Origin of the sequence: Amycolatopsis kentuckyensis (assembly GCF_041679295.1) — a bacterium.
Lineage (GTDB): Bacteria > Actinomycetota > Actinomycetes > Mycobacteriales > Pseudonocardiaceae > Amycolatopsis > Amycolatopsis kentuckyensis_A.
The window spans coordinates 696,353-720,730 of the sequence record NZ_JBGDMD010000007.1 but is presented as its reverse complement, the minus strand read 5'-3'; the positions used below and the strand labels follow the sequence as shown (position 1 = coordinate 720,730).

26 protein-coding genes are annotated in these 24,378 nt (G+C 70.8%); 15 read left to right on the top strand and 11 right to left on the bottom strand.

Features of this window, described 5'->3' with window-relative positions; genetic code table 11:
* Positions 1-341: 341 nt before the first annotated feature.
* Positions 342-989 carry a DUF3043 domain-containing protein gene (locus ACERZO_RS32260; RefSeq protein WP_372668957.1) on the bottom strand — a complete coding sequence of 216 codons (648 nt, stop codon included), beginning with the start codon at positions 987-989 and terminating at the stop codon, positions 342-344.
* Positions 990-1,135: 146 nt separating this feature from the next.
* Here ACERZO_RS32260 and ACERZO_RS32255 point away from each other — a divergent pair, with 146 nt between their 5' ends.
* Positions 1,136-1,513: a HesB/IscA family protein gene (locus tag ACERZO_RS32255; protein WP_086845389.1), complete on the top strand. Its 378-nt coding sequence runs from the start codon at positions 1,136-1,138 to the stop codon at positions 1,511-1,513.
* A gap of 61 nt (positions 1,514-1,574) precedes the next feature.
* Here the strand turns inward: ACERZO_RS32255 and ACERZO_RS32250 are convergent, their stop codons facing one another.
* The gene (locus ACERZO_RS32250) at positions 1,575-1,745 is read right to left on the bottom strand and encodes a hypothetical protein (RefSeq protein WP_372668955.1); all 171 of its coding nucleotides are present in this window, start codon (positions 1,743-1,745) and stop codon (positions 1,575-1,577) included.
* A gap of 148 nt (positions 1,746-1,893) precedes the next feature.
* On the opposite strand from ACERZO_RS32250, the gene ACERZO_RS32245 reads away from it, so the two are divergent.
* Positions 1,894-2,883 carry a carbohydrate kinase family protein gene (locus ACERZO_RS32245; RefSeq protein ID WP_372668953.1) on the top strand — a complete coding sequence of 330 codons (990 nt, stop codon included), beginning with the start codon at positions 1,894-1,896 and terminating at the stop codon, positions 2,881-2,883.
* 57 nt (positions 2,884-2,940) lie between these two features.
* Here the strand turns inward: ACERZO_RS32245 and asnB are convergent, their stop codons facing one another.
* Positions 2,941-4,875 (bottom strand): asparagine synthase (glutamine-hydrolyzing), encoded by a 1,935-nt coding sequence (asnB, locus tag ACERZO_RS32240; protein ID WP_372668951.1) that lies wholly within the window; start codon positions 4,873-4,875, stop codon positions 2,941-2,943.
* Positions 4,876-5,150: 275 nt separating this feature from the next.
* Here asnB and ctaC point away from each other — a divergent pair, with 275 nt between their 5' ends.
* Positions 5,151-6,095, top strand: coding sequence for an aa3-type cytochrome oxidase subunit II (gene ctaC, locus ACERZO_RS32235; RefSeq protein WP_372668950.1), 945 nt, complete (start codon positions 5,151-5,153; stop codon positions 6,093-6,095).
* 28 nt (positions 6,096-6,123) lie between these two features.
* On the top strand, positions 6,124-6,543 hold the full coding sequence (locus tag ACERZO_RS32230) for a cytochrome c oxidase subunit 4 (RefSeq protein ID WP_372668948.1): 420 nt from the start codon (positions 6,124-6,126) through the stop codon (positions 6,541-6,543).
* Here the strand turns inward: ACERZO_RS32230 and ACERZO_RS32225 are convergent.
* A complete protein-coding gene (locus ACERZO_RS32225; protein WP_372669016.1) occupies positions 6,491-7,420 on the bottom strand; it encodes a DMT family transporter in 930 nt (309 codons plus the stop codon). The genes ACERZO_RS32230 and ACERZO_RS32225 overlap by 53 nt on opposite strands.
* 83 nt (positions 7,421-7,503) lie before the next feature.
* Here ACERZO_RS32225 and ACERZO_RS32220 point away from each other — a divergent pair, with 83 nt between their 5' ends.
* Positions 7,504-8,457 (top strand): GlxA family transcriptional regulator, encoded by a 954-nt coding sequence (locus tag ACERZO_RS32220; protein ID WP_372669014.1) that lies wholly within the window; start codon positions 7,504-7,506, stop codon positions 8,455-8,457.
* A gap of 4 nt (positions 8,458-8,461) precedes the next feature.
* Here the strand turns inward: ACERZO_RS32220 and trpD are convergent, their stop codons facing one another.
* The 3 genes from trpD to ACERZO_RS32205 all read right to left on the bottom strand — a co-directional run bounded on the left by trpD (position 8,462) and on the right by ACERZO_RS32205 (position 10,383).
* Complete coding sequence (gene trpD / locus ACERZO_RS32215; RefSeq protein WP_372668946.1) at positions 8,462-9,496, bottom strand: anthranilate phosphoribosyltransferase; 1,035 nt, start codon at positions 9,494-9,496, stop codon at positions 8,462-8,464.
* Between the two features lie 5 nt (positions 9,497-9,501).
* Positions 9,502-9,906, bottom strand: coding sequence for a hypothetical protein (locus ACERZO_RS32210; RefSeq protein WP_372669012.1), 405 nt, complete (start codon positions 9,904-9,906; stop codon positions 9,502-9,504).
* Between the two features lie 63 nt (positions 9,907-9,969).
* The gene (locus ACERZO_RS32205) at positions 9,970-10,383 is read right to left on the bottom strand and encodes a hypothetical protein (RefSeq protein WP_372668944.1); all 414 of its coding nucleotides are present in this window, start codon (positions 10,381-10,383) and stop codon (positions 9,970-9,972) included.
* 95 nt (positions 10,384-10,478) lie between these two features.
* Between ACERZO_RS32205 and ctaE the strand changes: the two genes are divergently transcribed.
* The 4 genes from ctaE to qcrB are packed head-to-tail and all read left to right on the top strand — an operon-like array spanning position 10,479 to position 14,802.
* Positions 10,479-11,102, top strand: a complete 624-nt coding sequence (gene ctaE / locus ACERZO_RS32200; protein WP_086681061.1) for an aa3-type cytochrome oxidase subunit III — start codon at positions 10,479-10,481, stop codon at positions 11,100-11,102.
* A gap of 60 nt (positions 11,103-11,162) precedes the next feature.
* Positions 11,163-11,981 carry a cytochrome bc1 complex diheme cytochrome c subunit gene (gene qcrC / locus ACERZO_RS32195; protein ID WP_125306905.1) on the top strand — a complete coding sequence of 273 codons (819 nt, stop codon included), beginning with the start codon at positions 11,163-11,165 and terminating at the stop codon, positions 11,979-11,981.
* Entirely contained in the window at positions 11,978-13,132 is a 1,155-nt protein-coding gene (gene qcrA / locus ACERZO_RS32190) for a cytochrome bc1 complex Rieske iron-sulfur subunit (RefSeq protein ID WP_372668942.1), read from the top strand. Before qcrC ends, qcrA begins: the two co-directional genes overlap by 4 nt.
* Positions 13,129-14,802 (top strand): cytochrome bc1 complex cytochrome b subunit, encoded by a 1,674-nt coding sequence (gene qcrB, locus ACERZO_RS32185; RefSeq protein WP_372668940.1) that lies wholly within the window; start codon positions 13,129-13,131, stop codon positions 14,800-14,802. Before qcrA ends, qcrB begins: the two co-directional genes overlap by 4 nt.
* A gap of 64 nt (positions 14,803-14,866) precedes the next feature.
* On the opposite strand, the gene ACERZO_RS32180 is transcribed toward qcrB, so the two are convergent.
* The 3 genes from ACERZO_RS32180 to ACERZO_RS32170 form a co-directional block, all read right to left on the bottom strand.
* Positions 14,867-15,052 (bottom strand): YdeI/OmpD-associated family protein, encoded by a 186-nt coding sequence (locus tag ACERZO_RS32180; RefSeq protein WP_372668938.1) that lies wholly within the window; start codon positions 15,050-15,052, stop codon positions 14,867-14,869.
* The gene (locus tag ACERZO_RS32175; protein WP_284750247.1) at positions 15,049-15,330 is read right to left on the bottom strand and encodes an Lrp/AsnC family transcriptional regulator; all 282 of its coding nucleotides are present in this window, start codon (positions 15,328-15,330) and stop codon (positions 15,049-15,051) included. Before ACERZO_RS32175 ends, ACERZO_RS32180 begins: the two co-directional genes overlap by 4 nt.
* A 393-nt stretch (positions 15,331-15,723) precedes the next feature.
* Positions 15,724-17,427 (bottom strand): DEDD exonuclease domain-containing protein, encoded by a 1,704-nt coding sequence (locus ACERZO_RS32170; protein ID WP_372668936.1) that lies wholly within the window; start codon positions 17,425-17,427, stop codon positions 15,724-15,726.
* 117 nt (positions 17,428-17,544) lie between these two features.
* Between ACERZO_RS32170 and ACERZO_RS32165 the strand changes: the two genes are divergently transcribed.
* The 4 genes from ACERZO_RS32165 (at position 17,545) to ACERZO_RS32150 (ending at position 21,980) form a co-directional block, all read left to right on the top strand.
* Positions 17,545-18,945, top strand: coding sequence for an NYN domain-containing protein (locus ACERZO_RS32165; RefSeq protein WP_372668934.1), 1,401 nt, complete (start codon positions 17,545-17,547; stop codon positions 18,943-18,945).
* A 68-nt stretch (positions 18,946-19,013) separates the two neighbouring features.
* Positions 19,014-19,265, top strand: a complete 252-nt coding sequence (locus tag ACERZO_RS32160; protein WP_372668933.1) for a hypothetical protein — start codon at positions 19,014-19,016, stop codon at positions 19,263-19,265.
* Positions 19,266-19,690: 425 nt separating this feature from the next.
* Entirely contained in the window at positions 19,691-20,743 is a 1,053-nt protein-coding gene (locus ACERZO_RS32155) for a C40 family peptidase (RefSeq protein WP_372668931.1), read from the top strand.
* Between the two features lie 79 nt (positions 20,744-20,822).
* A complete protein-coding gene (locus ACERZO_RS32150; protein ID WP_372668930.1) occupies positions 20,823-21,980 on the top strand; it encodes a glycosyltransferase family 4 protein in 1,158 nt (385 codons plus the stop codon).
* Here ACERZO_RS32150 and ACERZO_RS32145 read toward each other — a convergent pair.
* Complete coding sequence (locus ACERZO_RS32145; protein WP_372668928.1) at positions 21,977-22,600, bottom strand: uridine kinase; 624 nt, start codon at positions 22,598-22,600, stop codon at positions 21,977-21,979. The two genes, ACERZO_RS32150 and ACERZO_RS32145, sit on opposite strands and share 4 nt — an antisense overlap.
* A gap of 64 nt (positions 22,601-22,664) precedes the next feature.
* Here ACERZO_RS32145 and ACERZO_RS32140 point away from each other — a divergent pair, with 64 nt between their 5' ends.
* Together ACERZO_RS32140 and ACERZO_RS32135 are read left to right on the top strand one after the other, a co-directional pair.
* Entirely contained in the window at positions 22,665-23,078 is a 414-nt protein-coding gene (locus ACERZO_RS32140) for an SRPBCC family protein (protein ID WP_372668926.1), read from the top strand.
* A 20-nt stretch (positions 23,079-23,098) separates the two neighbouring features.
* The gene (locus ACERZO_RS32135; RefSeq protein ID WP_372668923.1) at positions 23,099-24,298 is read left to right on the top strand and encodes a cytochrome P450 family protein; all 1,200 of its coding nucleotides are present in this window, start codon (positions 23,099-23,101) and stop codon (positions 24,296-24,298) included.
* Positions 24,299-24,378 lie beyond the last annotated feature (80 nt).

Genomic DNA, 24,378 nt, shown 5'->3' with positions numbered 1-24,378 from the left:
TCGGTTCTCGGGGGCCTCTCGCCTTTGGTCTCGGCTTTTGGGGCGAGACGGTGGGCAGCCAGTCGCTCAGGCGGGATTGGCGGCTGGCATGAACGAGTCGTTCACCTCGCCGGATGCGATGAACGAGTCGTTCATGACCGCCGAAGCTCGGCATCCCGCCGACGCGCCTCTTCGGCCCGGCGTTCCGCGGGCGGTGGTGCCGGGCGGAGCCTCGCCCCACCCGACCTTGCCGGAGCCCTGTCGTCAGACGACATGAATGAGTCATTCACGTGATGTGTGCCGAGCCGCAGACAGCAAGAAGCCGGGTGGAGGCTCGCTCCACCCGGCTTCTCGAATCCAGCTCAGTTCGGGATCGGATCCCCCGGCTTCAGCCGCGGCTTGGGCACCCGCAGCCGCCGGATCTGGGACGCCCGGACGAACGCGTACCACCCGATCGACCGGCCGCTCACCGTTTCCTTCGGGAACTTCTCCCGCGCCAGCTTCGCGATCTTGCGGCCGTTCACGAAGCCCTCGATCGCCATCACCAGCAGCAGCGCCGTGCACAGCAGCGTGATGTACGACTGCACCTGGGGCATCGGCACCAGCAGCGCCAGGAACACCAGGATCGCCAGCGGCATGAACAGGCCCAGCAGGTTGCGCCGCGTGTCGACCAGGTCGCGGACGTACGCCTTGACCGGCCCGCGGTCGCGGGGGAGCAGGTACTTGTCGTCGCCCGCCATCATGCGGTCGCGGCGGAGCTTGGCCGCCGCGCGGCGGTCTTCCTTCGTCTGCGGGTTCGACTTGCGCAGTTCCTTGTTGCGCTTCATCGCCTCGCGCATGGTGGTCGGCGGCGGCGCCACCGGGCCGCGCCGCTTCGCCTCCGCCTCGCGGCGCTTCGGCGTAGCCTTGCCCTTACCGGGCGTGTACGCCTTGCCGCCGACGTCGACGGCGTCGGTCGCCTCCGGCTCGTCGGCGGCGTTGTCTGTGGTGCTTCGGCGCAGGAACCTCACGTCATCAGGGTATTGCAGGCGTCACGCCGCCGTTCACCAGGTCGATCGATGTGCGACCATGGTGGGGGAACAGATCGGACGCTCCGGGTGTTGAAGACGTCAGCACGAGGAGTATCCGCAGCGAGTTCGAACTTAGAGGGAGTGCCATGACGACCGCTGAGCACGCCGGCGCGACGCAGGCCGAGACCGCCGAGGAGACCCACGGCGTCACGTTGACCGACGCCGCGGCTTCCAAGGCGAAGGCCCTGCTCGAGCAGGAGGGCCGCGACGACATGCACCTGCGCATCGCCGTCCAGCCCGGTGGCTGCGCGGGCCTGCGCTACCAGCTGTTCTTCGACGAGCGCACGCTCGACGGTGACCTGTTCCGCGACTTCGACGGCCTCAAGGTGGCCGTCGACCGGATGAGCGCGCCGTACGTGTCGGAAGCCGTCATCGACTTCGTGGATTCGATCGAGAAGCAGGGCTTCACGATCGACAACCCGAACGCGACGGGCTCCTGCGCCTGCGGCGACTCGTTCCACTGAGGCAGCGCGAGAAAGGCCCCGCTCCCCGAAAGGGAGGCGGGGCCTTCTTCGTCTCTGCGGACTACACGTAGGCGTCGAGCTCCGCGACCTGGGCGTGGCACACCTCGTCGACCTCCCACGGACTGGCCGTGACGAAGGCGGGCGGACGGCTCTCGGCCTGCAGTGTCGCCGGGATGAGCGCGCAGTCGGCGATCAGCTCGGACAGGGTCTCGGGTTCGGTGACGGCGTTCACGATTCGTAACGCTATTGATCCGCTCTCGACTGGAGAAGGAGTACCAGCCGGTAGTGTCGGCTGGGCGCGCGCGAACTACCCGGTTGGGTCATGACCCGGGGGTAACTTCGCGCCTTTTGCCGTGAGGTCGAGCACAAAGGAGCAGCCGGTGGCAGACAGGGCCAGGATCGCGGTGTCCGGCAGTATCGCAACCGACCACCTCATGCATTTCCCGGGCAGGTTCGCGGAGCAGCTGGTCGCCGAGCAGCTGCACCGGGTCTCGCTGAGCTTCCTCGCCGACGACCTCGTGGTCCGGCGCGGCGGCATCGGCGCGAACATCGCCTTCGGCCTCGGGGTGCTCGGCGTGCGGCCGGTGCTCGTGGGCGCCGTCGGCGCCGACTTCGCGGACTACCGCTCCTGGCTGGAGCGGCACGGCGTCGACACGTCCGGTGTGCACGTGTCGGAGGTCGCGCACACCGCGCGGTTCGTCTGCACGACCGACGAGGACCTCTGCCAGATCGCGACGTTCTACGCCGGCGCGATGGCCGAGTCCCGCAACATCGAGCTGCAGCCGATCGCCGAGCGCGCCGGCGACCTCAGCCTGGTGCTGATCAGCCCGGACGACCCCGAGGGCATGGTCCGCCACGCCGAGGAGTGCCGCCAGCGCGGGTACGCGTTCGCCGTCGACCCGTCGCAGCAACTGGCCCGGATGACCGGCGAGCAGGCGCGCGCGTTCGTCGCGGGTGCGAAGTACCTGTTCAGCAACGACTACGAGTGGGAGCTGCTGCTCCAGAAGACCGGCTGGACCGAGGCCGACGTCCTCGACCAGGTCGGCCTGCGGATCACGACGCTGGGCGAGAAGGGCGTCGAGATCGTCGGCAAGGACGGCGTGGCCCTGCAGATCGGCGCGGTCCCCGAGCGCGCGAAGGCCGACCCGACGGGCGTCGGCGACGGCTTCCGCGCGGGCTTCCTGGCCGGCCTCGACGGCGGCCTGAACGTCGAGCGCGCGGCCCAGCTGGGCTCGCTGATCGCGGTGCTGGTCCTGGAGACGGTCGGCACGCAGGAGTGGACGTTCGACCGCGCGGACGCCCTAGCCCGCATCGGCGAGGCCTTCGGCCCCGACGCGGCCGAGGAGATCTCCGCGGTCCTGCCCGCCTGAGTCCCGGAACGCGAGAGGCCCCGCACCGAGCCGGTGCGGGGCCTTCTCACGGGAACGTCAGAGCTTGACCGGGTACACCGGCTCGGGCACCTCGGGCTTGATCCGGTGCTCGACGAAGATGCCGTGCCACAGCATGAACACGATCAGCGCCCACAGCTGGCGGCTGCGGTCCAGCTGGCCCGCCTTGTGCTCCTCCAGCAGCGCCAGGATCGCCTTCTTGTCCAGCAGCTCGTCGGTCTTCGAGTCGCTGATGATCCCCTTCGCCCAGTCGTACATCTCGTTGCGCAGCCACAGCCGGATCGGGACCGGGAAGCCGAGCTTGCGCCGGTTGAGCACGTGCGCCGGGATGATCTTCGCGAGGGCCTGGCGCAGCGCGTACTTCGTCGTCCCGTGGGCGAGCTTCTGGTCCAGCGGGATCGACGCCGCGACCTTGAACACCTCGGCGTCCAGGAACGGCACCCGCAGTTCCAGGGAGTTCGCCATGGTCACCTTGTCGGCCTTGACCAGGATGTCGCCGCGCAGCCAGGTGTAGAGGTCGACGTGCTGCATGCGGGCGACCGGGTCCCAGCCGCGCGAGACGTCGTACCAGGGCGCCGTGACGTCCTTGAAGCCGATGCCCTCCTGGTAGGTGCGAAGGACGTTGCGCAGCTGGTCGTCGCGGAAGTTGCGGGCGTTGCCGTAGTAACGGTCCTCCAGCGGCAGCGCGCCGCGGCGCAGCAGGTCCTTGCCGCGGGTGCCCTCGGGGATCTTCGTCGAGACCTTGCCGATGAGCTTGCGCATCCCGCCCGGGATCTTCTCGAACGGCGCCAGCGAGATCGGCTCGTTGTAGATCGTGTAGCCGCCGAACAGCTCGTCCGCGCCCTCGCCGGACAGCACCGCCTTGACGTGCTTGCGGGCCTCGCGGGCGATGAACCACAGCGGGACCAGCGCCGGGTCGGCGACCGGGTCGTCGAGGTACCAGACGATGAGCGGCAGGACCTCCATCATCTCGTCCGCCGACACCGTCCGGACCACGTGCTTCACGCCGATCGCGGCGGCCGACTCGGCGGCGACGTCGACCTCGGAGTAGCCCTCGCGCTCGAACCCGGTGGTGAACGCGATCAGGTTCGGGTTGTGCTCCTTGGCCAGCGTCGCGGTGGCCGTGGAGTCGATGCCGCCGGAGAGGAACGCGCCGACCGTGACGTCGGGGTCCGAAATCATGTGCTTGCCGACCGAGTCGCGCATCACATCGGCGATGCGCTGGTGCAGTTCCTCGGCCTCGGCCTGCGAGTTCACCGGCTTCGCGGTGAACTGCGGGTGGAAGTAGCGGGTGAACGCCACCTCGCCGCCGGGGGCCACCTCGAACGAGGTGCCGGACTCGACGCGGCGGATCGCGGTGTGCAGCGACTCGGGCTCGGGCACGTACTGCAGGACCAGGTAGTGCTGGAGTGCCTTCCGGTCCAGCTCCTGGGCGACACCGAGGGTATCCGACAGCTCCAGCAGGCTCTTCTTCTCGCTGGAGAACGCCACCCCGCCGGGGCCGGCCGAGTAGAACAGCGGCTTGATCCCGAACGGGTCGCGCGCGCCGAAGACCTTCTTCTCCTGGGAGTCCCAGATCATGAAGGCGAACATGCCGCGCAGGCGCTTCACCCAGTCGGCGCCGAGGTAGTGGAAGCCGGCGACGATGGCCTCGCCGTCACCCTCGGTCTCGAACTTCGCCCCGTGCTGCTCGGCCAGCTCGGCCCGCAGCTCCAGGTAGTTGTAGATCTCGCCGTTGAAGTTCATCGTGTACCGGCCGGGCGCCTCCGGCGGCCCCCAGACCAGCGGCTGGTGGGCGTGCTCGACGTCGATGAACGCGAGCCGGTTGAAGCCGTAGACGACCTCGGCGTCGGCCCAGGTGTCCTGCTCGTCGGGGCCGCGGTGACGCTGGCAGCGCATGGCCGCGCCGACGGCGTCACGCGCGTTCGCCGCGCCGGTCTCGGTCGCGCAGATCAGTCCAAGCAGGCCGCACACGGGTACTCACACACCTTCAGGGTCTTCACCGGGCTGGGGAAGGCCCCAGTATGCCGGGGCGGTCGTGGCGAGTACCACGCGCGTCGATTGAGGCTTATTTGAGCTAGGTCGGCGCTGCGGACCGCAGCTTGCCGGGGGAAGCGCCGTTCGCGCCGACCGACGGTTGAATAAGTCTCATCAGTTACCCCTTGGTCAGCAGGATGGGCCAACTCGGCTAGAGTCCGGCTGTCACAAAGATCTGTCGTAGGAGGCTCTGGGTGAAAGGGCGAGGCGCAGTGGGACAACCCAAGCGCACCCTGGGGAAGCGGACCGTGCGCGTCGCCGCGCTGGCCGTGCTGGTCGCGCTGACCGCGACGGGCTGCTCCGGCGACGAGATCCTGCGGTTCGGCTGGCCGGTGGGTGTCACGCGGCAGGCGAACGAGATGCGCACGCTGTGGACCTGGACCGTGGTGGCCGCGCTGATCGTCGGTGCCATCGTGTGGGCCCTGATCTTCTGGACCGCGGCGTTCCACCGCAAGAAGAAGACCGCCGACGGCGAGCCGGAGGAGCTGCCCCGGCAGTTCCAGTACAACATCCCGCTCGAGCTGTTCACGGTCGTCGTCCCGACGATCATGGTCTGCGTCCTGTTCTTCTTCACCGCGACGACGGAGTCGAAGGTCCTGGACAAGATCCCGAACCCGGACGTCAAGGTCCAGGTCGTGGCCTTCCAGTGGAACTGGGAGTTCAAGTACGAGGACGCCAACGCGGCGAAGCCCGACGGCAGCGGCCAGGTCAGCACGGTCGGCTCGTCCGGCGAGATCCCGCTGCTGGTGCTCCCCGTCGGCAAGGTCATCCAGTACGACCTGATCTCCACCGACGTCATCCACTCCTTCTGGGTGCCGGAGTTCCACTTCAAGCGGGACGTCATGCCGAACCCGGACAAGAACAACCAGGACAGCTCCTTCCAGAACACGATCGACCGCGAAGGCTCCTTCGTCGGCCGGTGCGCGGAGCTGTGCGGCACGTACCACTCGGTGATGAACTTCGAGGTCCGCGCGCTGTCGGCGGACAAGTACGACCAGTACATCCAGCTGCGCAAGCAGGTGAACCCGGCCACCGGCCAGACGTTCACCGCCGCCGAAGCGCTGGCGAAGATGAACTGCGGCGAGCTGTGCACCCCGCACGCGGTGACCACCCAGCCGTTCAACACCGACCGCACGGCGCGGACCGCGTCCAACTGACGGCCACACAGGGAGTAGGAAGAAGACCATGAAGGTCGAAGCCCGCATCTTCTTCATCGTGGCGATCTTCGCCGTGTTCATGGCGGCCGTGTACTGGGTGTGGACCGCGCTGGCGGCGACCCACGGGGCCGAGCCGGTCGGCATCGTCGCGCTGTTCCTCACCGGTGGCCTCGCGTTCCTCGCGGGCAGCTACATGCAGTTCGTCGCCCGCCGCATCGAACCGCGCCCGGAGGACCGCGAGGACGCCGAGATCAGCGACGGCGCCGGCGAGCTGGGCTTCTTCAGCCCGGGCAGCTACTGGCCGGTCGGCATGGCCGCCACCGCTGCCCTCGCCGCGCTGGGCCTGGCGTTCTTCCACATCTGGCTGCTCGTCATCGCGCTGGTCGCGCTGCTGATCACGATCGGCGGGCTGGTGTTCGAGTACCACACGGGTCCGTCGCACGACTGACCTTCGTTCCTTTCGACTGGCCGCGGCGCTGAGGACTCAGGGCCGCGGCCAGTACCGCGAGCATCCCCAGTGCCTCCGGCCAGGTCGGGCGGTGGCCGTAGAAGGCGACGTCCACCAGCACCGCGACCACCGGGTACAGGTAGGACAGCAGCGCCACCGTCGTGGTCGGCAGCTTGCCGATGCTCGCGTACATCAGCACGTACATCAGGGCCGTGTGGACGGTGCCCAGCAGGACGAGCCAGAGCAGGCCGTGCGTCGTGGTCGGTAGCGGCGTGATGAGCAGCACGGGGGCCAGCACGAGCGCGCCCACCGTCGTCTGGACGGCCGCGAGCAGGTGCGGGCGGATGTGCTTCAGCTGCTTCGCGACGAAGGACGCGCCGGCGTAGAGCAGGGCCGCGCCGAGCGCTAGGCCGATCCCGGCGAGCTGCACGGGTTTGCCGTCCTCGCCGTGCGCGGACAGCGAGATCAAGGCCACGCCACCGAAGGCGATCGCGGCCCGGACCAGGTGGCTCTTGGCCACCTTCTCGCCGAGGAACGCCGCCGCCAAGCCGACCAGGATGAGCGGCTGGGTGTGGTAGACGACCGTGCTGACCGAGATCGACGAGAGCGCGTAGGACGCGAACAGCAGCACCCAGTTGCCGACCAGGAACAGCCCGCCGAGGACGGCCAGCCCGAGGTCGCGCTTCGAGGGCCGCCAGGCGGGCAGCCAGCCGCGGGCGAAGCACCAGATCACGAGGAGCGCTCCGCCGACGAAGCAGCGGGCGAAGGCGACTGCGGGCGCGGCCGCGCCGCTCTCGAGGACGACGGCGCCGATCGTGCCGGACATCGCCATCGCCGCGGACCACTGGAGCAGCGGGCGGGTTTCGGAGTTCGTCATGGCGTTCAGGTTCGTCCGGTTGTTCATGACCGACCAGTGTCAGAGATGACAACGGGCGCAAAACTTGTGACATGCTGGCCGGCATGGACGTCAACCGGGTGGCGGTGGTGCTGGCCGACCACGTTTCGCCGTTCGAGCTGGGGGTCGCGTGCGAGGTGTTCGGCACGGACCGCACCGGCGACGGCATCGAGGGCTGGGAGTTCGGGGTCTGCTCGCCCGCGGGGGCGCCGGTGGCCAGCTGGTCGGGCTTCGGCCTGTCGGGGCTCCGGGGCCTGGACTTCGCGGCCTCGGCGGACCTGCTGATCGTGCCGACCTGCGCTCCTCGGACGGCGCCGCCGCCGGCGCCGGTGCTGGACGTCCTGCGCGACGCGGCGGCGCGGGGCGCGTGGGTGGCGGGGTTCTGCGCGGGGGTGTTCACGCTGGGCTACGCGGGCCTGCTGGACGGCCGCCGCTGCACGGTCCACTGGGTGTACGAGGCGGAGTTCCGCGCCCGCTTCCCGTCGGCGGAGGTGGACACCCAGGCGCTGTACGCCGACGACGGCGCGGTCTTCACGAGCGCGGGCACGGTGGCGGCGGTGGACCTGTGCCTGCACCTGGTGCGCCGGCTGCGCGGCGTCACGGCGGCGACGACGTTGGCGCGCCGGATGGTGGCGGCGCCGTTCCGGGCGGGCGGTCAGGCGCAGTTCGTCCAGGCGCCGGTGCCATCCGTCCCGGACGACTCGGTGGTGGCGGAGGCCCTGGAGTGGGTGGAGCGGCGGCTGGACCGGCCGTTCACGGTGGCGGAGCTGGCGCGCCGGAGCGGGCTGGGCGAGCGGACGTTCCTGCGCCGCTTTTCGGCGGCGACGGGCACGACCCCGCACCGGTGGCTGACCGAGCGGCGCCTGGACCGCGCCCAGGCGCTGCTAGAGGAGGGCCGGCTGTCGGTGGAGGACATCGCGGTGGCGTGCGGCTACGCGTCGGCGGCCGCGCTGCGGCACCAGTTCACCCGGTTGCGGGGAACGAGCCCGACGTCGTACCGGACAGCCTTCCGCGGCTGACGGCTCAGCTGAAGGCGATCCAGCGGTCCAGCAGCGCCGCCGCGGCGCCGGAATCGATCGCCTCGGCCGCCCGTGCCAGCCCGGCCCGCAGATCGTCCTCGAGGGATCCCGAGAACCCGGTGAACGCCGCCAGCGCCGCGGCCGCGTTGATCAGCACCGCGTCGCGCACCGGCCCCGGCTTGCCGCCCACCAGCTCGCGGACCACCGCCGCGTTCGAAGCCGCGTCGCCGCCGCGCAGGTCCGCCGCCGTCGCGCGCGGAATGCCCACCGAGGCCGGGTCGAAGGTCGTCTTCGTCACGGTTCCGCCCGACACCACCCACACCGACGAGGTCGTCGTCGTGGTGATCTCGTCCAGGCCGTCGTCGCCGCGGACCACCAGTGCCGTCGTGCCGCGGCGGGCGAACACCTCCGCCAGCACCTGCGTCTTGTCCTCGTACGCGCAGCCGATCAGCGCGCTGCCCGGCTGGGCCGGGTTCGTCAGCGGGCCGAGCAGGTTGAACGTCGTCGGGATGCCGAGCTCGCCGCGGACCGGGCCCGCGTGGCGCAGCGCCGGGTGGAACGCCGACGCCAGGAAGAACCCCACGCCGACCTCGGTCAGGCTCCGCCGGACGTCCTCCGGCGGCAGCGAAATCGTCACCCCGAGCGCCTCGAGGACGTCCGCCGCGCCCGACTTCGACGACGCGCTGCGGTTGCCGTGCTTGGCCACCGGCGCGCCCGCCGCCGCCGTGACGATCGTCGCCATCGTCGAGATGTTCACCGAGTTGGAGCCGTCGCCGCCGGTGCCCACGATGTCGACCGCCGGGCGGTCCAGCTCGACGCGCTTGGCGTGGGCCAGCATCGTGGCCGCCATCCCGGCGATCTCCGACGGCGTCTCGCCCTTCGCGCGCAGCGCCACGGCGAACCCGGCGATCCGGGCCGGGCTCGCCGCGCCGCTCATGATCTGGTCCATCGCCCACGCGGTGTCCTCCTCGGACAGGTCGACGCGCGCGACGAGCTGCTTGAGCAGCGGCGGCCAGGTGCGGGGGACCGGGGTGCCCACCGGGCTCAGCCGTTCACGACGGGGACCCGTCGCAGCACGTCGGCGACGGTCTCCGCGGCGGTCAGCGGGTCCAGCGGGTGCACCAGCACGGCGTCCGCCTGCGACCACGTAGCCAGCCACCGGTCGTCCTTGCGCCGCACCGCGATCACGATCGGGGGACACTGGGCGATTTCGCTCTTCAGCTGGCGGCAGAGGCCGATGCCGCCGGTCGGCTGCGCCTCGCCGTCGAGGATCGCCAGGTCGACGTTCCCGGCGTCCACCTCGGACAGCACGTCCGCGATGCCGGCCGCCTCGACGTAGTCCACGCGCGCCAGGTCGGCGGCGGGCCGCCGGCCGACCGCGTTCACGATCGCCTCGCGCACCTCCGGCTTGTGGCTGAACACCAGGACCCGCATCGACCGCTCGCCCATGTTGGACACGCCTCCATCTCGTCACCGCACGTCTGGAGGCGATCGTATCGGCCGAGACCGACATCACGCGGGCGCCTCCGGCTGGAGCGCGTCCCAGCCCAGCGCGTCACCCCCGAGCCGCTGCGCGAGACCGGCCATCCGGGACCGTTCCTGGGCGCAGTGCAGCGCGTCGAGCACCTGGACGCGCACCGCGAGCACCCGTGCGCGAGCTCCGTCCGCGGACTGTTCTCGCAGCTCATAGCCGTCCTGGGCGAGGATCGACGCCGCTTCGGCCACCCGGTCCGGCGGCAGGAGCAGGTGGTGCCGCAGGACGGCCGGTGCCGTGCTGACCCAGGCGGGTGAACCGGCGAGGACGGCGGAGTCCGCGACGACCGGGTCGAAGGCCTCGGCGACGATCTCCAAGCCGGGCGAATCGGGTGTCAGACCAGCGGTTTCCCGCTTTTTGACCAGGTCAAGCAGCCGGTCGAGTAAACCCATGAGTAGCTCTCACCTTCCCGGGCATCCGGTGTGATCGGTTACGCAGACGGCTCGCCGTGGACCCACCCGGCGGAGCGGTGGTGCGAGAGGACATAATGCGACGCGTGACAACGGCAGCTCCCACCATCAGTCAGCGGGTCCACTCGCTGAACCGGCCGAACATGGTCAGTGTCGGCACCATCGTGTGGCTTTCCAGCGAGCTGATGTTCTTCGCCGGACTGTTCGCGATGTTCTTCACCGTCAAGGCGCAGAACTCGTCCGGCCAGTGGCCGCCGCCGCTGCACGGCGAGGAGTTCCACCTCAACGTGGCGTACGCGATCCCGTTCACGGTGATCCTCGTGCTGTCCTCGCTGACCTGCCAGTTCGGCGTGTTCGCGGCCGAGCGCGGCGACGTCTACGGCCTGCGCCGCTGGTACATCATCACGTTGATCATGGGCGCCATCTTCGTCGGCGGCCAGGCCAACGAGTACCACAACCTGGTCGAAGAGGGGATGACGATCCCGTCCGGCCCGTTCGGCACGGTCTTCTACCTCGCCACCGGGTTCCACGGCCTGCACGTCATCGGCGGGCTCATCGCCTTCGTGTACCTGCTCATCCGCACGAAACTGAGCAAGTTCACGCCCGCCCAGGCCACGTCGGCGATCGTCGTGTCCTACTACTGGCACTTCGTCGACATCGTGTGGGTCGGCCTCTTCGGTGTGATCTACCTCCTTCCGTAGACCCGCCAGCCGCCACCACCTTCACCATCGGCCTGAACTGACAGCAAGGGTTGCCGCAAGATGACCACCAGCACCAAATCGTCGGAGCGCCGCTACCGCGCGCGGTCGAAGCTGCGGAGGCGGTTCGCCGGCCTGCTCGCGCTCGGTATCGCGCTGGTGGGCGCCGGCGCCCTGTACGCCGTGTTCGCCCCCGAGCCGCAGACCGCGCAGGCCCAGGGCACGCCGGCGCAGCTGCGCCTCGGCGAGCAGGTCTACAACAACACCTGCATCGCGTGCCACGGCGCGAACCTCGAGGGCGTGCAGGACCGCGGGCCGAGCCTGATCGGCATCGGCGACGCCGCGGTGTACTTCCAGACTTCTTCGGGTCGCATGCCCGCCGCGCGCCAGGAGGCGCAGGTCGAGCGGAAGCCGCCGAAGCTGACCGAGGCCGAGATCGACGCGGTCGGCGCCTACATCCAGGCGCACGGCGGCGGCGTGCAGCGTCCCGCCGAGAAGGGCGAGGCCCTGCGCGGCTCCGACCCGGCCCGCGGTGGCGAGCTGTTCCGCCTCAACTGCGCCTCGTGCCACAACTTCACCGGCCGCGGCGGCGCGCTGTCCGCCGGCAAGTACGCGCCGAACCTGGACCCGGCCAGCGAAGAGCAGATCTACACGGCCATGCTCACCGGGCCGCAGAACATGCCGAAGTTCTCCGACCGGCAGCTGTCGCCGGAGGAGAAGAAGGACATCGTCGCCTACGTGAAGTCGGTGTCGGACGGCAACAATGACCCGGGTGGGAACGGCCTCGGCGGGGTCGGCCCCGCGTCGGAGGGCGTGATCGCCTTTATCGTCGGGATCGCCGCGCTGATCGGCGTGACGTTGTGGATTGGATCGAAGGCATGAGTGCCGAGGGGCCGAAGCCGCCGTCGGAGGCGGAACTGGCTGAGATGGACCGGGACCAGCTGGTCAAGCTGGGCGGGGCGCTCGACGGCGTCGAGATCGTCGAGTACCCGACCCCGTGGCCCGTGGAGGGCACCCGGGCGGAGAAGCGGGCCGAGCGCCTGGTCGCGTTCTGGTTCGGGCTGTCCGCCCTGGCCGGGATCGGGTTCGTCGTCTCGCTCATCTGGTGGCCGTGGCAGTACGAGGCGCCGGACAACGAGAGCGGCCACTTCTGGTACAGCCTCTACACCCCGATGCTCGGCATCACGCTCGGCCTGGCCATCCTCGGCCTGGGCATCGGCGTGATCCTGTACACGAAGAAGTTCGTGCCGGCCGAGGTCGCGGTGCAGCAGCGCAGCGACAACCAGGGCGAGGGGTCGGCCGAGGTCGACCGCGCGACGCTCCTCGCGCACCTGGCCGACGCCGGTAACCGCAGCACCATCGCCCGCCGGTCGCTGATCAAGCGTTCGGCGATCGCCGGGGCCGGTGCGCTGGGCCTCGCGGCCGCGGCGCTGCCGCTGGCGTCCTTCATCAAGAACCCGTGGAAGGACTCCGACAACCGGCAGTCGCTCTGGCACACCGGCTGGCAGCCGAACTTCCCGGGCGAGAAGGTCTACCTGCGCCGCAACACCGGCAAGCCCCTGGAAGAGGGCGAACAGGTCAGCCTGGTCAAGGCCGAGGACCTCGACGCCGGCGCCATGGAGACGGTCTTCCCGTACCGCGACTCCGAGAAGGGCAAGCCGGAGCTGCTGGCCGCCGCGCTGACCCGGGTGGACAACCCGGTCATGCTGATCCGCCTGCGCCCGACCGACGCCGCCAAGGTGGTCAAGCGGGCCGGCCAGGAGGACTTCAACTTCGGCGACCTGTACGCGTACACGAAGATCTGCAGCCACGTCGGCTGCCCGACCTCCCTGTACGAGCAGCGGACCAACCGCATCCTGTGCCCGTGCCACCAGTCTCAGTTCGACGCCCTCCACTACGCCAAGCCGATCTTCGGCCCGGCGACCCGTCCGCTGGCCCAGCTACCGATCACGGTGGACGAAGAGGGATACTTGATCGCGCGAGGCGACTTCATCGAGGCCATCGGTCCGGCCTTTTGGGAGCGTAAGTCATGAGTTCACTCACCACGCCGACCAAGGGGTCGAGCCCGGTCGAGAAGGCGCTGGGCGACGCCGCGGACAACGCCGACCAGCGGTACCACCTGGCCAAGGGCCTGCGGCACCAGATGAACAAGGTGTTCCCGACCCACTGGTCGTTCCTGCTGGGCGAGATCGCGCTCTACAGCTTCATCATCCTGCTGCTCACCGGCGTGTACCTGACGTTGTTCTTCGACCCCTCGATGCAGGAGGTCGTCTACCACGGCAGCTTCACGAACATGCAGGGCCTGGAGATGTCGCAGGCCTTCCGGACCACGCTGGACCTCTCGTTCGACGTGCGCGGCGGGTTGTTCATGCGGCAGCTGCACCACTGGGCGGCGCTGATCTTCGTGGCGTCGATGGCCGTGCACATGCTGCGGATCTTCTTCACCGGCGCGTTCCGGCGCCCGCGTGAGGCGAACTGGGTGATCGGCGGGCTGCTGCTGATCCTCGGGTGTTTCGAGGGCTTCTTCGGCTACTCGCTGCCGGATGACCTGCTTTCGGGTACCGGTATCCGGGCGACGCTGTCGGGGATCGTGCTGTCGGTGCCGGTGATCGGGACCTGGATCCACTGGGCGCTGTTCGGTGGGGAGTTCCCCGGGGACCAGATCATCCCGCGGTTGTACACGCTGCACATCCTGCTGCTGCCGGGCATCATGCTGGCGCTGGTCGGGGTGCACCTGGCGCTGGTGTGGTACCAGAAGCACACGCAGTTCCCGGGGGTGCGGCGCAAGGAAACCAACGTGGTCGGGGTGCGGATCATGCCGTACTTCGCGTTGAAGGGCGGGGCGTTCTTCACCCTGGTCGTGGGTGTGCTGGCGTTGATGTCGGGGTTGTTCCAGATCAACCCGGTGTGGAACTTCGGCCCGTACAACCCGGCGCAGGTGTCGGCGGGCTCGCAGCCCGACTGGTACATGGCCTGGGCCGACGGCATGCTCCGGATCTGGCCCGCCTGGGAGGTCTACCTCGGGAACTACACGATCCCGGCGGTGTTCTTCCCCGGCGCGATCGGCATGCCGATCCTGTTCGGCCTGCTGCTCGGCTACCCGTTCATCGAGCGGAAGCTGTCCAAGGACACCGCGCACCACAACCTGCTGCAGCGGCCGCGTGACGCACCGGTCCGCACGGCGCTGGGCGCGATGGCGCTGGGCTTCTTCGCCGTCATCGAGCTGTCGGGCTTCAACGACATCATCGCCGACCAGTTCGACATCTCGCTGAACGCGACGACGTGGGCGGGCCGCATCGGCGTGCTGATCGTGCCGCCGGTGGCGTACTACCTGACCTACCGGCTGTGCCTGGGCCTGCAGCGGGCCGACCGCGAGGTGCTGGAGCACGGCGTCGAGACGGGCATCATCAAGCGGCTGCCGCACGGTGAGTTCATCGAGATCCACCAGCCGCTGGCCGGCGTCGACAGCCACGGCCACGCGATCCCGCTCGAGTACCAGGGCGCTTCGGTGCCGAAGAAGATGAACAAGCTGGGTTCGGCCGGCGAGGCCGTCCCGGGCACGTTCTGGTCGCCGGACCCGGCCGAGGAGACCGCCGCGCTGCAGCGGGCCCACGGCAACGGGCACGGCAACGGCCACTCGGTCACCCAGGGCGAGCCGGGCGAGTTCGAGAGCATCGAGACCGCCAAGCGCTCGGAGCACTGAGTTCCGCACACGCCGAAGGCCACCTCCCGCGGGAGGTGGCCTTCGGTCGTTCCAGGCTTTCGTTTCAGGCTTTGTCGCGGAGGCGCTGTACGGCCTTCTCCGCGCGTGAGACGCGCGTCTCGGGCTTCTTGGCCTCCGCCACCCACTGGACGTACTCGCGCCGGTGTGACGGCGGCAGGGCGTCGAACGCGGCTTTCGCGTCCGGCGCCGCGTCGAGGGCGTCGGCCAGCTCTGCGGGGAGCTCGCTCAATCCTCCGCGCCGATCGCGAAGGCCTGCTCGGTGTCGGCGCGGGAGTACGACCGGAACGCGATGTGCGTGACGGTGTCCAGCACCCCGGGCACCTTGCCGATCCGGCCCGGGATCAGGTCGGCCAGCTCCTCGTGGGCGGACACCTTGACGGTGGCGATGAGGTCGACGTCCCCGGCGCAGGAGTAGACCTCGCCGACGCCGTCGATGTCGGCGATCGCCTGCGCCGCGTCCGGGATAGCGTCCGCCTCTACCTGGATCAACACGATCGCGGTGATCACCTGGGGTCCTCCAAGGTTGGTCTTCGGGTTCGGTCGCGATCCTAGGCCGCGGTGGGTGTTGGGCGGTGTTCGGCTGGAGGCCGGCTGGTGGGTTTTCGGTTGGGTTCCGCCACCCCGATGCCCGATTGTGACTACGGCCGGCGGTACCGCGTCAAGGCGGGAAAGATGCCTTGACCCGGCACCGCCGGCCGTGTTCGGGCTTTGGATCGGGGTTGCGGGGAGGTCTGGTCTCGTTGGTCCTCCGTTGCTGCTTTCGGCTGCCGGATTAGCTTTTCCCAGCCCAGCCCAGCCCAGCCCAGCCCAGCCCAGCCCAGCCCAGCCCAGCCCAGCCCAGCCCAGCCCAGCCCAGCCCAGCCCAGCCCAGCCGCCTGGGGACCCGGCCAAGCTCCGATCTCACCCCACGTGCTCCAGTGAATGCGCGCTGGACACCAGATCCAGCCATCCCCGCCAGCCGGCCACCGCGGCCGGCTCCGCCCATGGCCTTGTCGTCCGCACCAACCTCACCCCTGGCCGGGCCAGCCAGCGCAGCAACACCCCCACCTCCTCCGGTGGCGCCCCGTTCAACGGGCCCGGGTCCGGCAGCACCGTCTCCGCCGAAGCCACCAGTGCCTCCACCACCGGCATCGGTGGCACCCCGCGCCGTGCCACGCCGGCCGAGGCCAGGCGGCCGTAGCGGATCACCGACAGCTCCCAGCCTCCCGCTCCGTCCGGGCCCGCCGCGATCAGCTCCGCTATCGATGCCAGCGCCGACTGGCGGTGCGCCCGGCCCAGTGCGCGGATCAGCCCTGCCAGCTCGTCGCGGTGGCGGGCCGCCTGCTCGTAGTGCTGACCCTCCGCCAGGCGCTCCACCTGGGCCGCCGCCACGTGCAGCGGGCCGCCGTCCAGGCCCGCGATCAAGCCCGATGCCGACTCCACCGCCGGGACGTACGCCTCCACGCTCTGCCGGCCCGCGCACGGCGCTCCGCACCGCCCCAGCTCCGCCAGCACGCACGGGGTCCCGTTCGCCGTGCGGGGCGAAATCCGCTGGGTGCACGTCCGCAGCCCCGACGCCCCGGCCAAGGTGTCCGCCGTCGCGCGGGCGTCCGCCTGGTTGCGGAACGGGCCCAGCACCCCCGGCCTCGGCAGGCGGACCACCGACAGCCGCGGGAACGCCTCCTCCGTCAGGCCGATCCACCAGCCCTGGTGGCGGTTCTTCGACCGCCGGTTGTACGCCGGCTTGTGCGCCGCGATCAGCCGCAGCTCCCGCACCTCCGCCTCCAGCGCGTGCGCGCACACCACGTGGTCGACGCGCTCGGCCAGCCCGACCATCTCGCGGATCCGGCTGCGCCCCTCCGAGCCCGTGAAATACGTCCGCACGCGCCGGCGGAGGTCCTTCGCCGTGCCGACGTACAGGACCTCCTCCTTCGGCCCCTTGAAGAGGTAGACGCCCGGCGCCGACGGCAGGTCCGCCGCCAGGTGCCGCTTCGCCCGCTGCGCCACCGTGACCTCGGGCAGGTACCCCATCAGCTCCTCGAGCGAATGGACGCCCAGGTTGCCGACGCGCTCCAGCAGCCCGTGCAGCACGTCGACCGTGGCCCTCGCGTCGTCGAGCGCCCGGTGCGTCGGCCGCGTCCGCGCGCCGAACAGCAACGCCAGCGCCGTCAGGTTGTAGCGGCCCACCTCGTCGCGCGGGACCACCCGCCGCGCCAGGCGGACCGTGCAGACGACCGTCAGCTTCGGCCAGACATAACCGTGTCCTTCGCACGCCGCCCGCATGTGGGACGTGTCGAACCCGGAGTTGTGCGCCACCAGCACCGAACCGCCGATGAACTCGAGGAACGCCGGCAAGACCTCCTCGATCGGCGGTGCGTCGTAGACCATCGCCTGGGTGATGCCCGTCAGCGAGACGATCTGCGGCGGGATCACCATCCCCGGGTTGACCAGCGTCCCGAACTCGCCCAGGACCTCGCCGCCGCGCACCTTCACCGCGCCGATCTCCGTGATGCCCGACGGGCCGGGCGCCGCCCCGGTCGTCTCGAGGTCGAACACCACGAAAGTCGTGTCCCGCAAGGGAGTTCCGAGCTCGTCGAACGCGAGCTGTGCCTGGGTCGAACGCATGTGCGGGAGACTAGAGGCGACCACCGACAATTTCCGACCGGCGCCGGCGGTTTCCGGTCGTGCCCGGTCCGTGTGCCGCGCGGGGCACGATGCGGGGGCGGGGCCTACCCTGGACCAATGCACCCGCAGCCGCTCGTGCCGGAGCCGCCCGAGGACCCCGCCGGTCCGTCGGGTGTCGCATCGCGCCCGGAGCAGGCTCCGGAGCAGGTCGAGGAGGGGGCCGAGCGGCCCGAACCGGCCACCTGGCCGGCACTCCCGGAGCCGGTCCGCGACCGGATCGCCGAACTCTCGGCCGCGGCCGTCGCCAAGCTGCCCGCCACGGACGTGCCCCGCCAGCTGCGGCCGGTCGCCAAGTTCGCCCCGGCGAAGCGGGCCAAGCTGGGCGGTGCCGCGCTGCTCACCGCGCTCGGCGAGTCGGCCCAGTTCCGCACCGCCGTCATCGAGTGGCTGCGCGAGCACCGCACCGACGCGCTCGACCCGAACGCGGCCGACTCGGTCGCCGCCGCGGCCGCCGCTGTCCTGCTCGGGGAGTCCGGGGCGGCCGGGCGGGTCCGGCTCGTCGCCAAGAACGCCGAGGAAAACGCCCTGCGCGCCGAACGCGACGCCGCGCTGGCCCGCAACCAGCGTCTCGAGGCCGAACTCGCGCAGCTGCGTGCCGAACTCGCCGAGGCCACCAAAACCGCCGAGAACGCGCGAGGCGAGCGCGAGGGCGAAGTCGAGAAGCTCCTGAAGCGCCTTCGCGAGCAAGGCGTCCAGCTCCGCCAGGCCAAGGACGCGGCCGAAGCGGCGTCGGCGGAGGCTCGACGCGGGGCCGGCGCCCGCGCGGAAGAGATCGCCGCCCTCAACGCCCAGCTCGAGCGCGAACGCCAGCGCGTCGCGAACGAACGCGCCCGCGCCGAGCGCGCGGCCGCGGACGCGGACATCGCGCGCCAGTCCGCCCGCGAGGCCCGCGAAGCCGACGAAGTGCGGCTCGCGCTGCTCATCGACACGATCGACGGCGCGGTCACCGGGCTGCGCCGCGAACTCTCCCTCGGCTCGCGCGGCGCCCGGCCCGCCGACATGGTCCGCGGCGCCAGCACCGGCACCGGGCAGGGCGGCAAGATCGCCGACGTGTCCACGTTGGACCGCTACCTGGCGCTGCCGAACGTGCACCTGATCGTCGACGGCTACAACGTCACGAAGACCGGCTACCCCGAGCTGGCGCTGGCCGACCAGCGCGACCGGCTGATCCACCAGCTGTCCGCGCTGGCGGCGCGCACGTCGGCCGAGGTGACGGTGGTGTTCGACGGCGCGGGCGTGCTGTCGGTCCCGGCTTCGGTGCCGCGCGGGGTCCGGGTGCTGTTCTCCGACCGCGGGGTCCTGGCCGACGACGTGATCCGCAACATCGTGGCGGCCGAGCCCGCCGGCCGGCCGATGGTGGTGGCGACGTCCGACCGGGCGGTCGCCGACTCCGTGCGCGGCCGCGGAGCGCATCCGACGCCCTCTGCGGTGCTGGTCAGCCGCTTGTCGAGGGTCTGACGCACCGAAACTGTCGGTGGTAGCGCCTACCGTCCTCGTCAAGTCAGTTCCGACGTGAGGAGGACACCGTGCACGACACCCCTGAGCTGTCCGAAGTGGACGTCTCGCACATTTCGGTTTCCGACATCGAGAACGTCGTGGTCGACTGCGACCGCTGCGTCGTGCGCGGGATCTCCTGCCACGACTGCGTCGTGAGCGTGCTGCTCGGCGCGCCACCCGCGGTCGTCTGGGACGCCGACGAACGGCGGGCCGTGGACGCGCTGGCCGACGCCGGGATGGTGCCGCGGCTGCGGCTCGTCGAAGAACGGCGGACCGCCTGACGCGCCCGTTTCGTGTCGGCGCGCCGAGTGGTCGATCGGATCCGATGAACGGTCGGTGACCGAAAAGGCCTCCGGAGAAACCCCAGCGTGTAACGCCCATCACATGTTTTCTCCCGCCCAGGTCCGATCGGGTTTAGCGGCGCTACGGAGAGTTTTTGCCGAAGAGGTGGTGGACGCGCACGCGGTCTTTTCGTAACCTGTCCGAGATCTCGTGGCCCCCGGCCGTCGATAAGGGCGGCGACGCGGGATCGCCGCCGGACGCAGCTTTGTCGGGAAGCTGGGAACCGGAACCACCACCGCGCTGCAGCTGTTGCGGAAGAAGACGGCTCGCGCGCGGTGACAGGGACAGCGGCGAAGAGGAACCCCCGACCTCTTCGCGCCCCGGTCCCCACGGCGGCCGAGACGCAAAGGAGACCCGCGCGACCGTGCAGTCGCATCCAGTTAGGCGCGTGGTTTCAGGTGCCCTCGCGGCGGCTTCGGTGATCACCCTCGTCACCCTCGCCCAGCCGACGGCCACCGCCGCCCCCGTCCCCGTCCTCCAGGCCCCGCCCACCGGTTCGGACGCCCTCGCCCAGTACCGCGACCTCGCGGCCCAGGCCGAAAAGCTCAACGAAGACCTGCTCAAGGCCCAGGACGACCTGAAGGCCAAGCAGGGTGAGCTCGACAAGGCCACCGGCGACGTCAACGCGGCGAAGGACCAGGCCGCCGTCGCGGCCGAGAACCAGAAGAAGTACCAGACCGAGGTCGACAAGTTCGCCGGCGCGTCGTTCACCAGCGGCGTCCAGCTGAACAAGCTGTCCGCGCTGCTGGCCGGTACGTCCACTCAGGACTTCCTGGACCGCTCCTCCGCCCTCGAGGTCATCGCGACCGAGAAGAACGGCGCGATGGGCAACCTCACCGGTGCCGTCCAGCAGGCCACCGACGCCGCGAACAAGGCCTCCGACGCCGCGAAGCGCGCGCAGGACGCCCGTGACGCCGCGGCCAAGCTGACCGACGACATCAAGGCCAAGCAGAAGACGCTGAACGACCAGATCGAGCAGCTCAAGGCGGCCAACAAGAGCCTGAGCGCGCTCGACAAGGCGTCCCAGAAGGACACCGGCGGCTCGCCGACCGGGCTGAAGGCTCCCACCGCGGCCGCCCAGACCGCGCTGGACGCGGCGCTGAGCAAGCTCGGCAAGCCCTACGGCTGGGGCGACACCGGCCCGAACTCGTTCGACTGCTCGGGCCTGATGCTGTGGGCCTACAAGCAGGCCGGCCTCACCCTGCCGCGGTCGAGCCGTGAGCAGTCCACCTTCGGCGCCGCGGTACCGCGGGACCAGCTGCAGCCGGGCGACCTCGTGTTCTTCTACTCGCCCGTTTCGCACGTCGGCATGTACATCGGCGACGGCAAGATGGTCCACGCACCCGACACGGGTGACGTGGTGAAGATCTCGCCGCTGCAGAGCCAGTACTCGGGCGCCCGACGCCCGACGTCCTGACCCCGGCAGCACGAAGGGGCGGTACCGCACACGCGGTGCCGCCCCTTCGCCGTCGGTGGCGGCCGCTAGCCTCTGGGGCGTGCTCAAGACCCTGCTCGTGACCAACGACTTCCCGCCGCGGCCCGGGGGGATCCAGAACTACCTGAACTCCCTCGCCACCCGGCTGCCGGCGGACGACCTGGTCGTCTACGCGCCGTCGTGGGAGTCGCGGACGGGGTCGCACGAGGAGTTCGACGCCGAGGCGCCGTTCGAGGTCGTCCGGCACCCGACGTCGCTGATGCTGCCGACGCCGGACGTCCTTCGCCGCGCGAAGCAGATCATGCGCGCGAGGGGCTGCGAAGCCGTCTGGTTCGGCGCTGCCGCGCCGCTCGCGCTGCTGGGGCACTCCCTGCGCCAGGCCGGCGCGCGGCGGATCGTGGCGTCCACGCACGGCCACGAGGTCGGCTGGTCGATGCTTCCCGGCTCACGGCAGGCGTTGCGGCGCATCGGCGACACCGTGGACGTCGTCACCTACGTCAGCCGCTACACGCGCGGCCGGTTCGCCGCCGCGTTCGGCGCGATGGCCGGGCTGGAGCTGCTGCCGTCCGGAGTGGACACCGAGGTGTACAAACCGGACCCGGCCGGGCGCGCGGAAATCCGGGCGCGGCACGGCCTTTCCGACCGCCCGACCGTCGTGTGCGTGTCGCGGCTCGTCCCGCGCAAGGGCCAGGACCAGCTGATCCGCGCGCTGCCGAAGATCCGCGAGCGCGTCCCGGGCGCGGCCCTGCTGGTCGTCGGCGGCGGCCCGTACCGCAAGACGCTGACCGGGCTGGTCACCGAGCTGGGCCTGGAGCGCGACGTCGTGCTCACCGGGTCCGTGCCGTGGGCGGAGCTGCCGGCGCACTACGCCGCGGGTGACGTCTTCGCCATGCCGGCCCGCACCCGCGGCAAGGGCCTCGACGTCGAAGGGCTCGGCATCGTCTACCTGGAGGCTTCCGCGACCGGCCTGCCGGTCGTGGCGGGCAACTCCGGCGGCGCGCCCGAAGCGGTGCTCGACGAGGTCACCGGGCACGTCGTCGAAGGCCGCGACACCGGCCAGCTCGCCGAGACCGTGGCCAGCCTGCTGGCCGACCCGGTGCGCGCGCGGCGGATGGGCGAGGCCGGGCGCGCCTGGGTGGCGGAGAACTGGCGCTGGGACACCATGGCCGGGCGGCTGGCCGGCCTGCTGGACGGCGACCCGGTGGCCGTCGTCCGCTAAGGCGTGTAGAGCGCCGGGTGCCGCGGATCGTCGACGCGCACGACGACGTCGGCCAGCGCGCTCGGGTCCACCTCTTCCTCGTACCGTTCGTACGTGGGCACCGCCCAGGCATCCGGCACGCGGCGGCGCAGGGCCGCGGGGGAGAGCCACAGGTGCACGGCCAGGTCGAAGGCCAGGCCGGCGCCCAGCAGCAGTTCGCCGTCCACGAGCACGACCCCGCCTTCGGGCACCGGCACGCGCTCGGCGCGGGTCGCGCGGTCGCGTCCGGCGTCCCACAGCGAAGGCAGGACCTCGCCCGATCCGTTCTCGCCGAGGGGGTCGAGGACTTCGCGGCGGAGGGCACCCACGTCGAGCCAGTCGGTGTAGCGGGCGTCGGGGTCGGTGCGGCCGTGCTCGAAGCGCAGGGATGCGGGCCGCAGGAAGTCGCGCGCGGACACGCGCAGGGCCGCCCGGCCGCGCAGGCGCAGCGGGTCGACCAGGGCGTCGGCGAGTTCTGTGGTTTCCGTCGCACCCGCCGCGCCGTCGACGGCGACCGCGATCCGCCGCCGCCCGGTGAGCGCGTCGATGCGGTCGGTCAGCTCTGCGGCCAGGACGGCGGGGGAAATGGGGCGGTAGCGCACGGTTGACGATCCTGCACCCGGACCGGGGACCGGTTTTGTCGTACCCCGGTGGGAGGATGACCGCATGACTTCTTCAGTGGGGAAGACGGCCGATGTGGGGTGGAACATCGGGGTTTCGCGGACCTTGCCGTACGCGGCCGGCACGGTGTGGGACTTCCTGGTCAGCCGGGACGGCGTCGAGATCTGGCTGGGGCCGGGCGTCGAGCTGCCGCGGGAGCCGGGGGCGGAGTACGAGACGGCGAACGGCACGGTCGGCGAGATCCGCAGCTTCGTCGAGGGTGACCGGGTGCGGCTGACCTGGCGGCCGAGCGACTGGGACCACGACTCGACGGTCCAGGTGCGGCTGAGCGGCTCCGGCGCCAAGACCACGCTGCGGTTCCACCAGGAATGGCTTTCGGACGCGGAGGAACGCGAGGAACAGCGGGCATACTGGCAGGACGTGACCGAGCGCGTGGTGGCGGCACTCGCCGAGCGCTGAGCCGGACTCATGGGGGCGGGATGACGACCGTGGAAGTGGCCGAGGACTTCGCGCAGGACGCGCACCTGTTCGCGGAGATACTCCGCGCGGGCGGGCCGGTGCGCCGCGTGCGGATGCCGCGCGGCCTGGATTGCTACATCGTCACGGACTTCGCGCTGGCGCGGGCCCTGCTGGCGGATTCCCGGCTGCACAAGGACAACCGGCGCGCATACGAGCTGTTCGAGGCGAAGCTCCCGGCCGGGGCGACCAACCAGGGCGGTTTCGGGGAAGCGCTCGGTCGGCACATGCTCAACACCGACCCGCCGGACCACTCGCGGCTGCGCAAGCTGGTGAACAAGGCGTTCACCGGCCGCACGGTGGCGCGGCTGCGGCCGCGGATCGAGGAGATCACCGCCGAGCTGCTCGACGCGCTGGCCGGGCGGGAGCGGGTGGACCTGCTGCCGTCGTTCGCCGCGCCGCTGCCGATCACGGTGATCTGCGAGCTGCTGGGCGTCGCCCCGGAAGACCGGAACGAGTTCTCCGCCTGGTCGAAGACGCTGCTGAGCCCGTCGACGCCGGAGAACGCGCAGCACGCGGCGCAGAGCATGCTCGCCTACCTCACCGGCCTGGTCGAGCAGAAGCGCGCCGAGCCGGCCGAGGACCTGCTGTCGGACCTGGTGCACGCGAGCGACGACGGCGACTCGCTGTCGGGCGACGAGCTCATCGCGATGGCGTTCCTGCTGCTGGTCGCCGGGCACGAGACCACGGTGAACCTGATCGCCAACAGCGTCCTGGCGCTGCTGCGCGAGCCGGAGCAGCTGGCGCTGCTGCGCGCCGACCCGGCCCTGATGCCGGGCGCGGTCGAGGAGTTCCTCCGGTTCGACGGGCCGATCCACCTGGCCACGCTCCGGTTCACCGCGGAGCCGGTCGAAGCGGGCGAAGTGACCATCCCGGAGGGCGAGTTCGTGCTGATCTCGCTGCTGGGCGCGAACCGCGACGAGGAGCGCTTCCCGGAGCCGGCCCGGCTCGACGTCACGCGCGCTGCGGCCGGCCACCTCGCGTTCGGGCACGGCATCCACTACTGCGTCGGCGCGCCGCTGGCCCGGCTGGAGGCCGAGATTGCACTGGCCGGCCTGCTGGCGCGGTTCCCGGACCTCGCGCTGGACGCGAAGCCGGGCGATCTGGTCTACCGGTACAGCTCGCTGGTGCACGGATTGGAGGAGCTGCCCGTTCGCCTGTGACGTGTGTCACTCGCTGTCGGCCGGAAGGTCCCTTCACGCGTGAAAGCGCCGAAGCCCGCGCGGGAGGTGCGGGCCGGAGG

What these genes read in the sequence shown, in the direction of transcription:
- ACERZO_RS32220 (WP_372669014.1), top strand. Translation starts at nt 7,504, where the DNA reads ATGGACGTCAACCGGGTGGCGGTGGTGCTGGCCGACCACGTTTCGCCG.
- ctaE (WP_086681061.1), top strand. Translation starts at nt 10,479, where the DNA reads ATGCGACGCGTGACAACGGCAGCTCCCACCATCAGTCAGCGGGTCCAC.
- ACERZO_RS32135 (WP_372668923.1), top strand. Translation starts at nt 23,099, where the DNA reads ATGACGACCGTGGAAGTGGCCGAGGACTTCGCGCAGGACGCGCACCTG.
- ACERZO_RS32225 (WP_372669016.1), bottom strand. Translation starts at nt 7,420, where the DNA reads ATGACGAACTCCGAAACCCGCCCGCTGCTCCAGTGGTCCGCGGCGATG.
- ACERZO_RS32210 (WP_372669012.1), bottom strand. Translation starts at nt 9,906, where the DNA reads ATGGGCGAGCGGTCGATGCGGGTCCTGGTGTTCAGCCACAAGCCGGAG.
- qcrC (WP_125306905.1), top strand. Translation starts at nt 11,163, where the DNA reads ATGACCACCAGCACCAAATCGTCGGAGCGCCGCTACCGCGCGCGGTCG.
- ACERZO_RS32255 (WP_086845389.1), top strand. Translation starts at nt 1,136, where the DNA reads ATGACGACCGCTGAGCACGCCGGCGCGACGCAGGCCGAGACCGCCGAG.
- ACERZO_RS32140 (WP_372668926.1), top strand. Translation starts at nt 22,665, where the DNA reads ATGACTTCTTCAGTGGGGAAGACGGCCGATGTGGGGTGGAACATCGGG.
- qcrB (WP_372668940.1), top strand. Translation starts at nt 13,129, where the DNA reads ATGAGTTCACTCACCACGCCGACCAAGGGGTCGAGCCCGGTCGAGAAG.
- qcrA (WP_372668942.1), top strand. Translation starts at nt 11,978, where the DNA reads ATGAGTGCCGAGGGGCCGAAGCCGCCGTCGGAGGCGGAACTGGCTGAG.
- ACERZO_RS32205 (WP_372668944.1), bottom strand. Translation starts at nt 10,383, where the DNA reads ATGGGTTTACTCGACCGGCTGCTTGACCTGGTCAAAAAGCGGGAAACC.
- ACERZO_RS32165 (WP_372668934.1), top strand. Translation starts at nt 17,545, where the DNA reads ATGCACCCGCAGCCGCTCGTGCCGGAGCCGCCCGAGGACCCCGCCGGT.
- ACERZO_RS32230 (WP_372668948.1), top strand. Translation starts at nt 6,124, where the DNA reads ATGAAGGTCGAAGCCCGCATCTTCTTCATCGTGGCGATCTTCGCCGTG.
- ACERZO_RS32170 (WP_372668936.1), bottom strand. Translation starts at nt 17,427, where the DNA reads ATGCGTTCGACCCAGGCACAGCTCGCGTTCGACGAGCTCGGAACTCCC.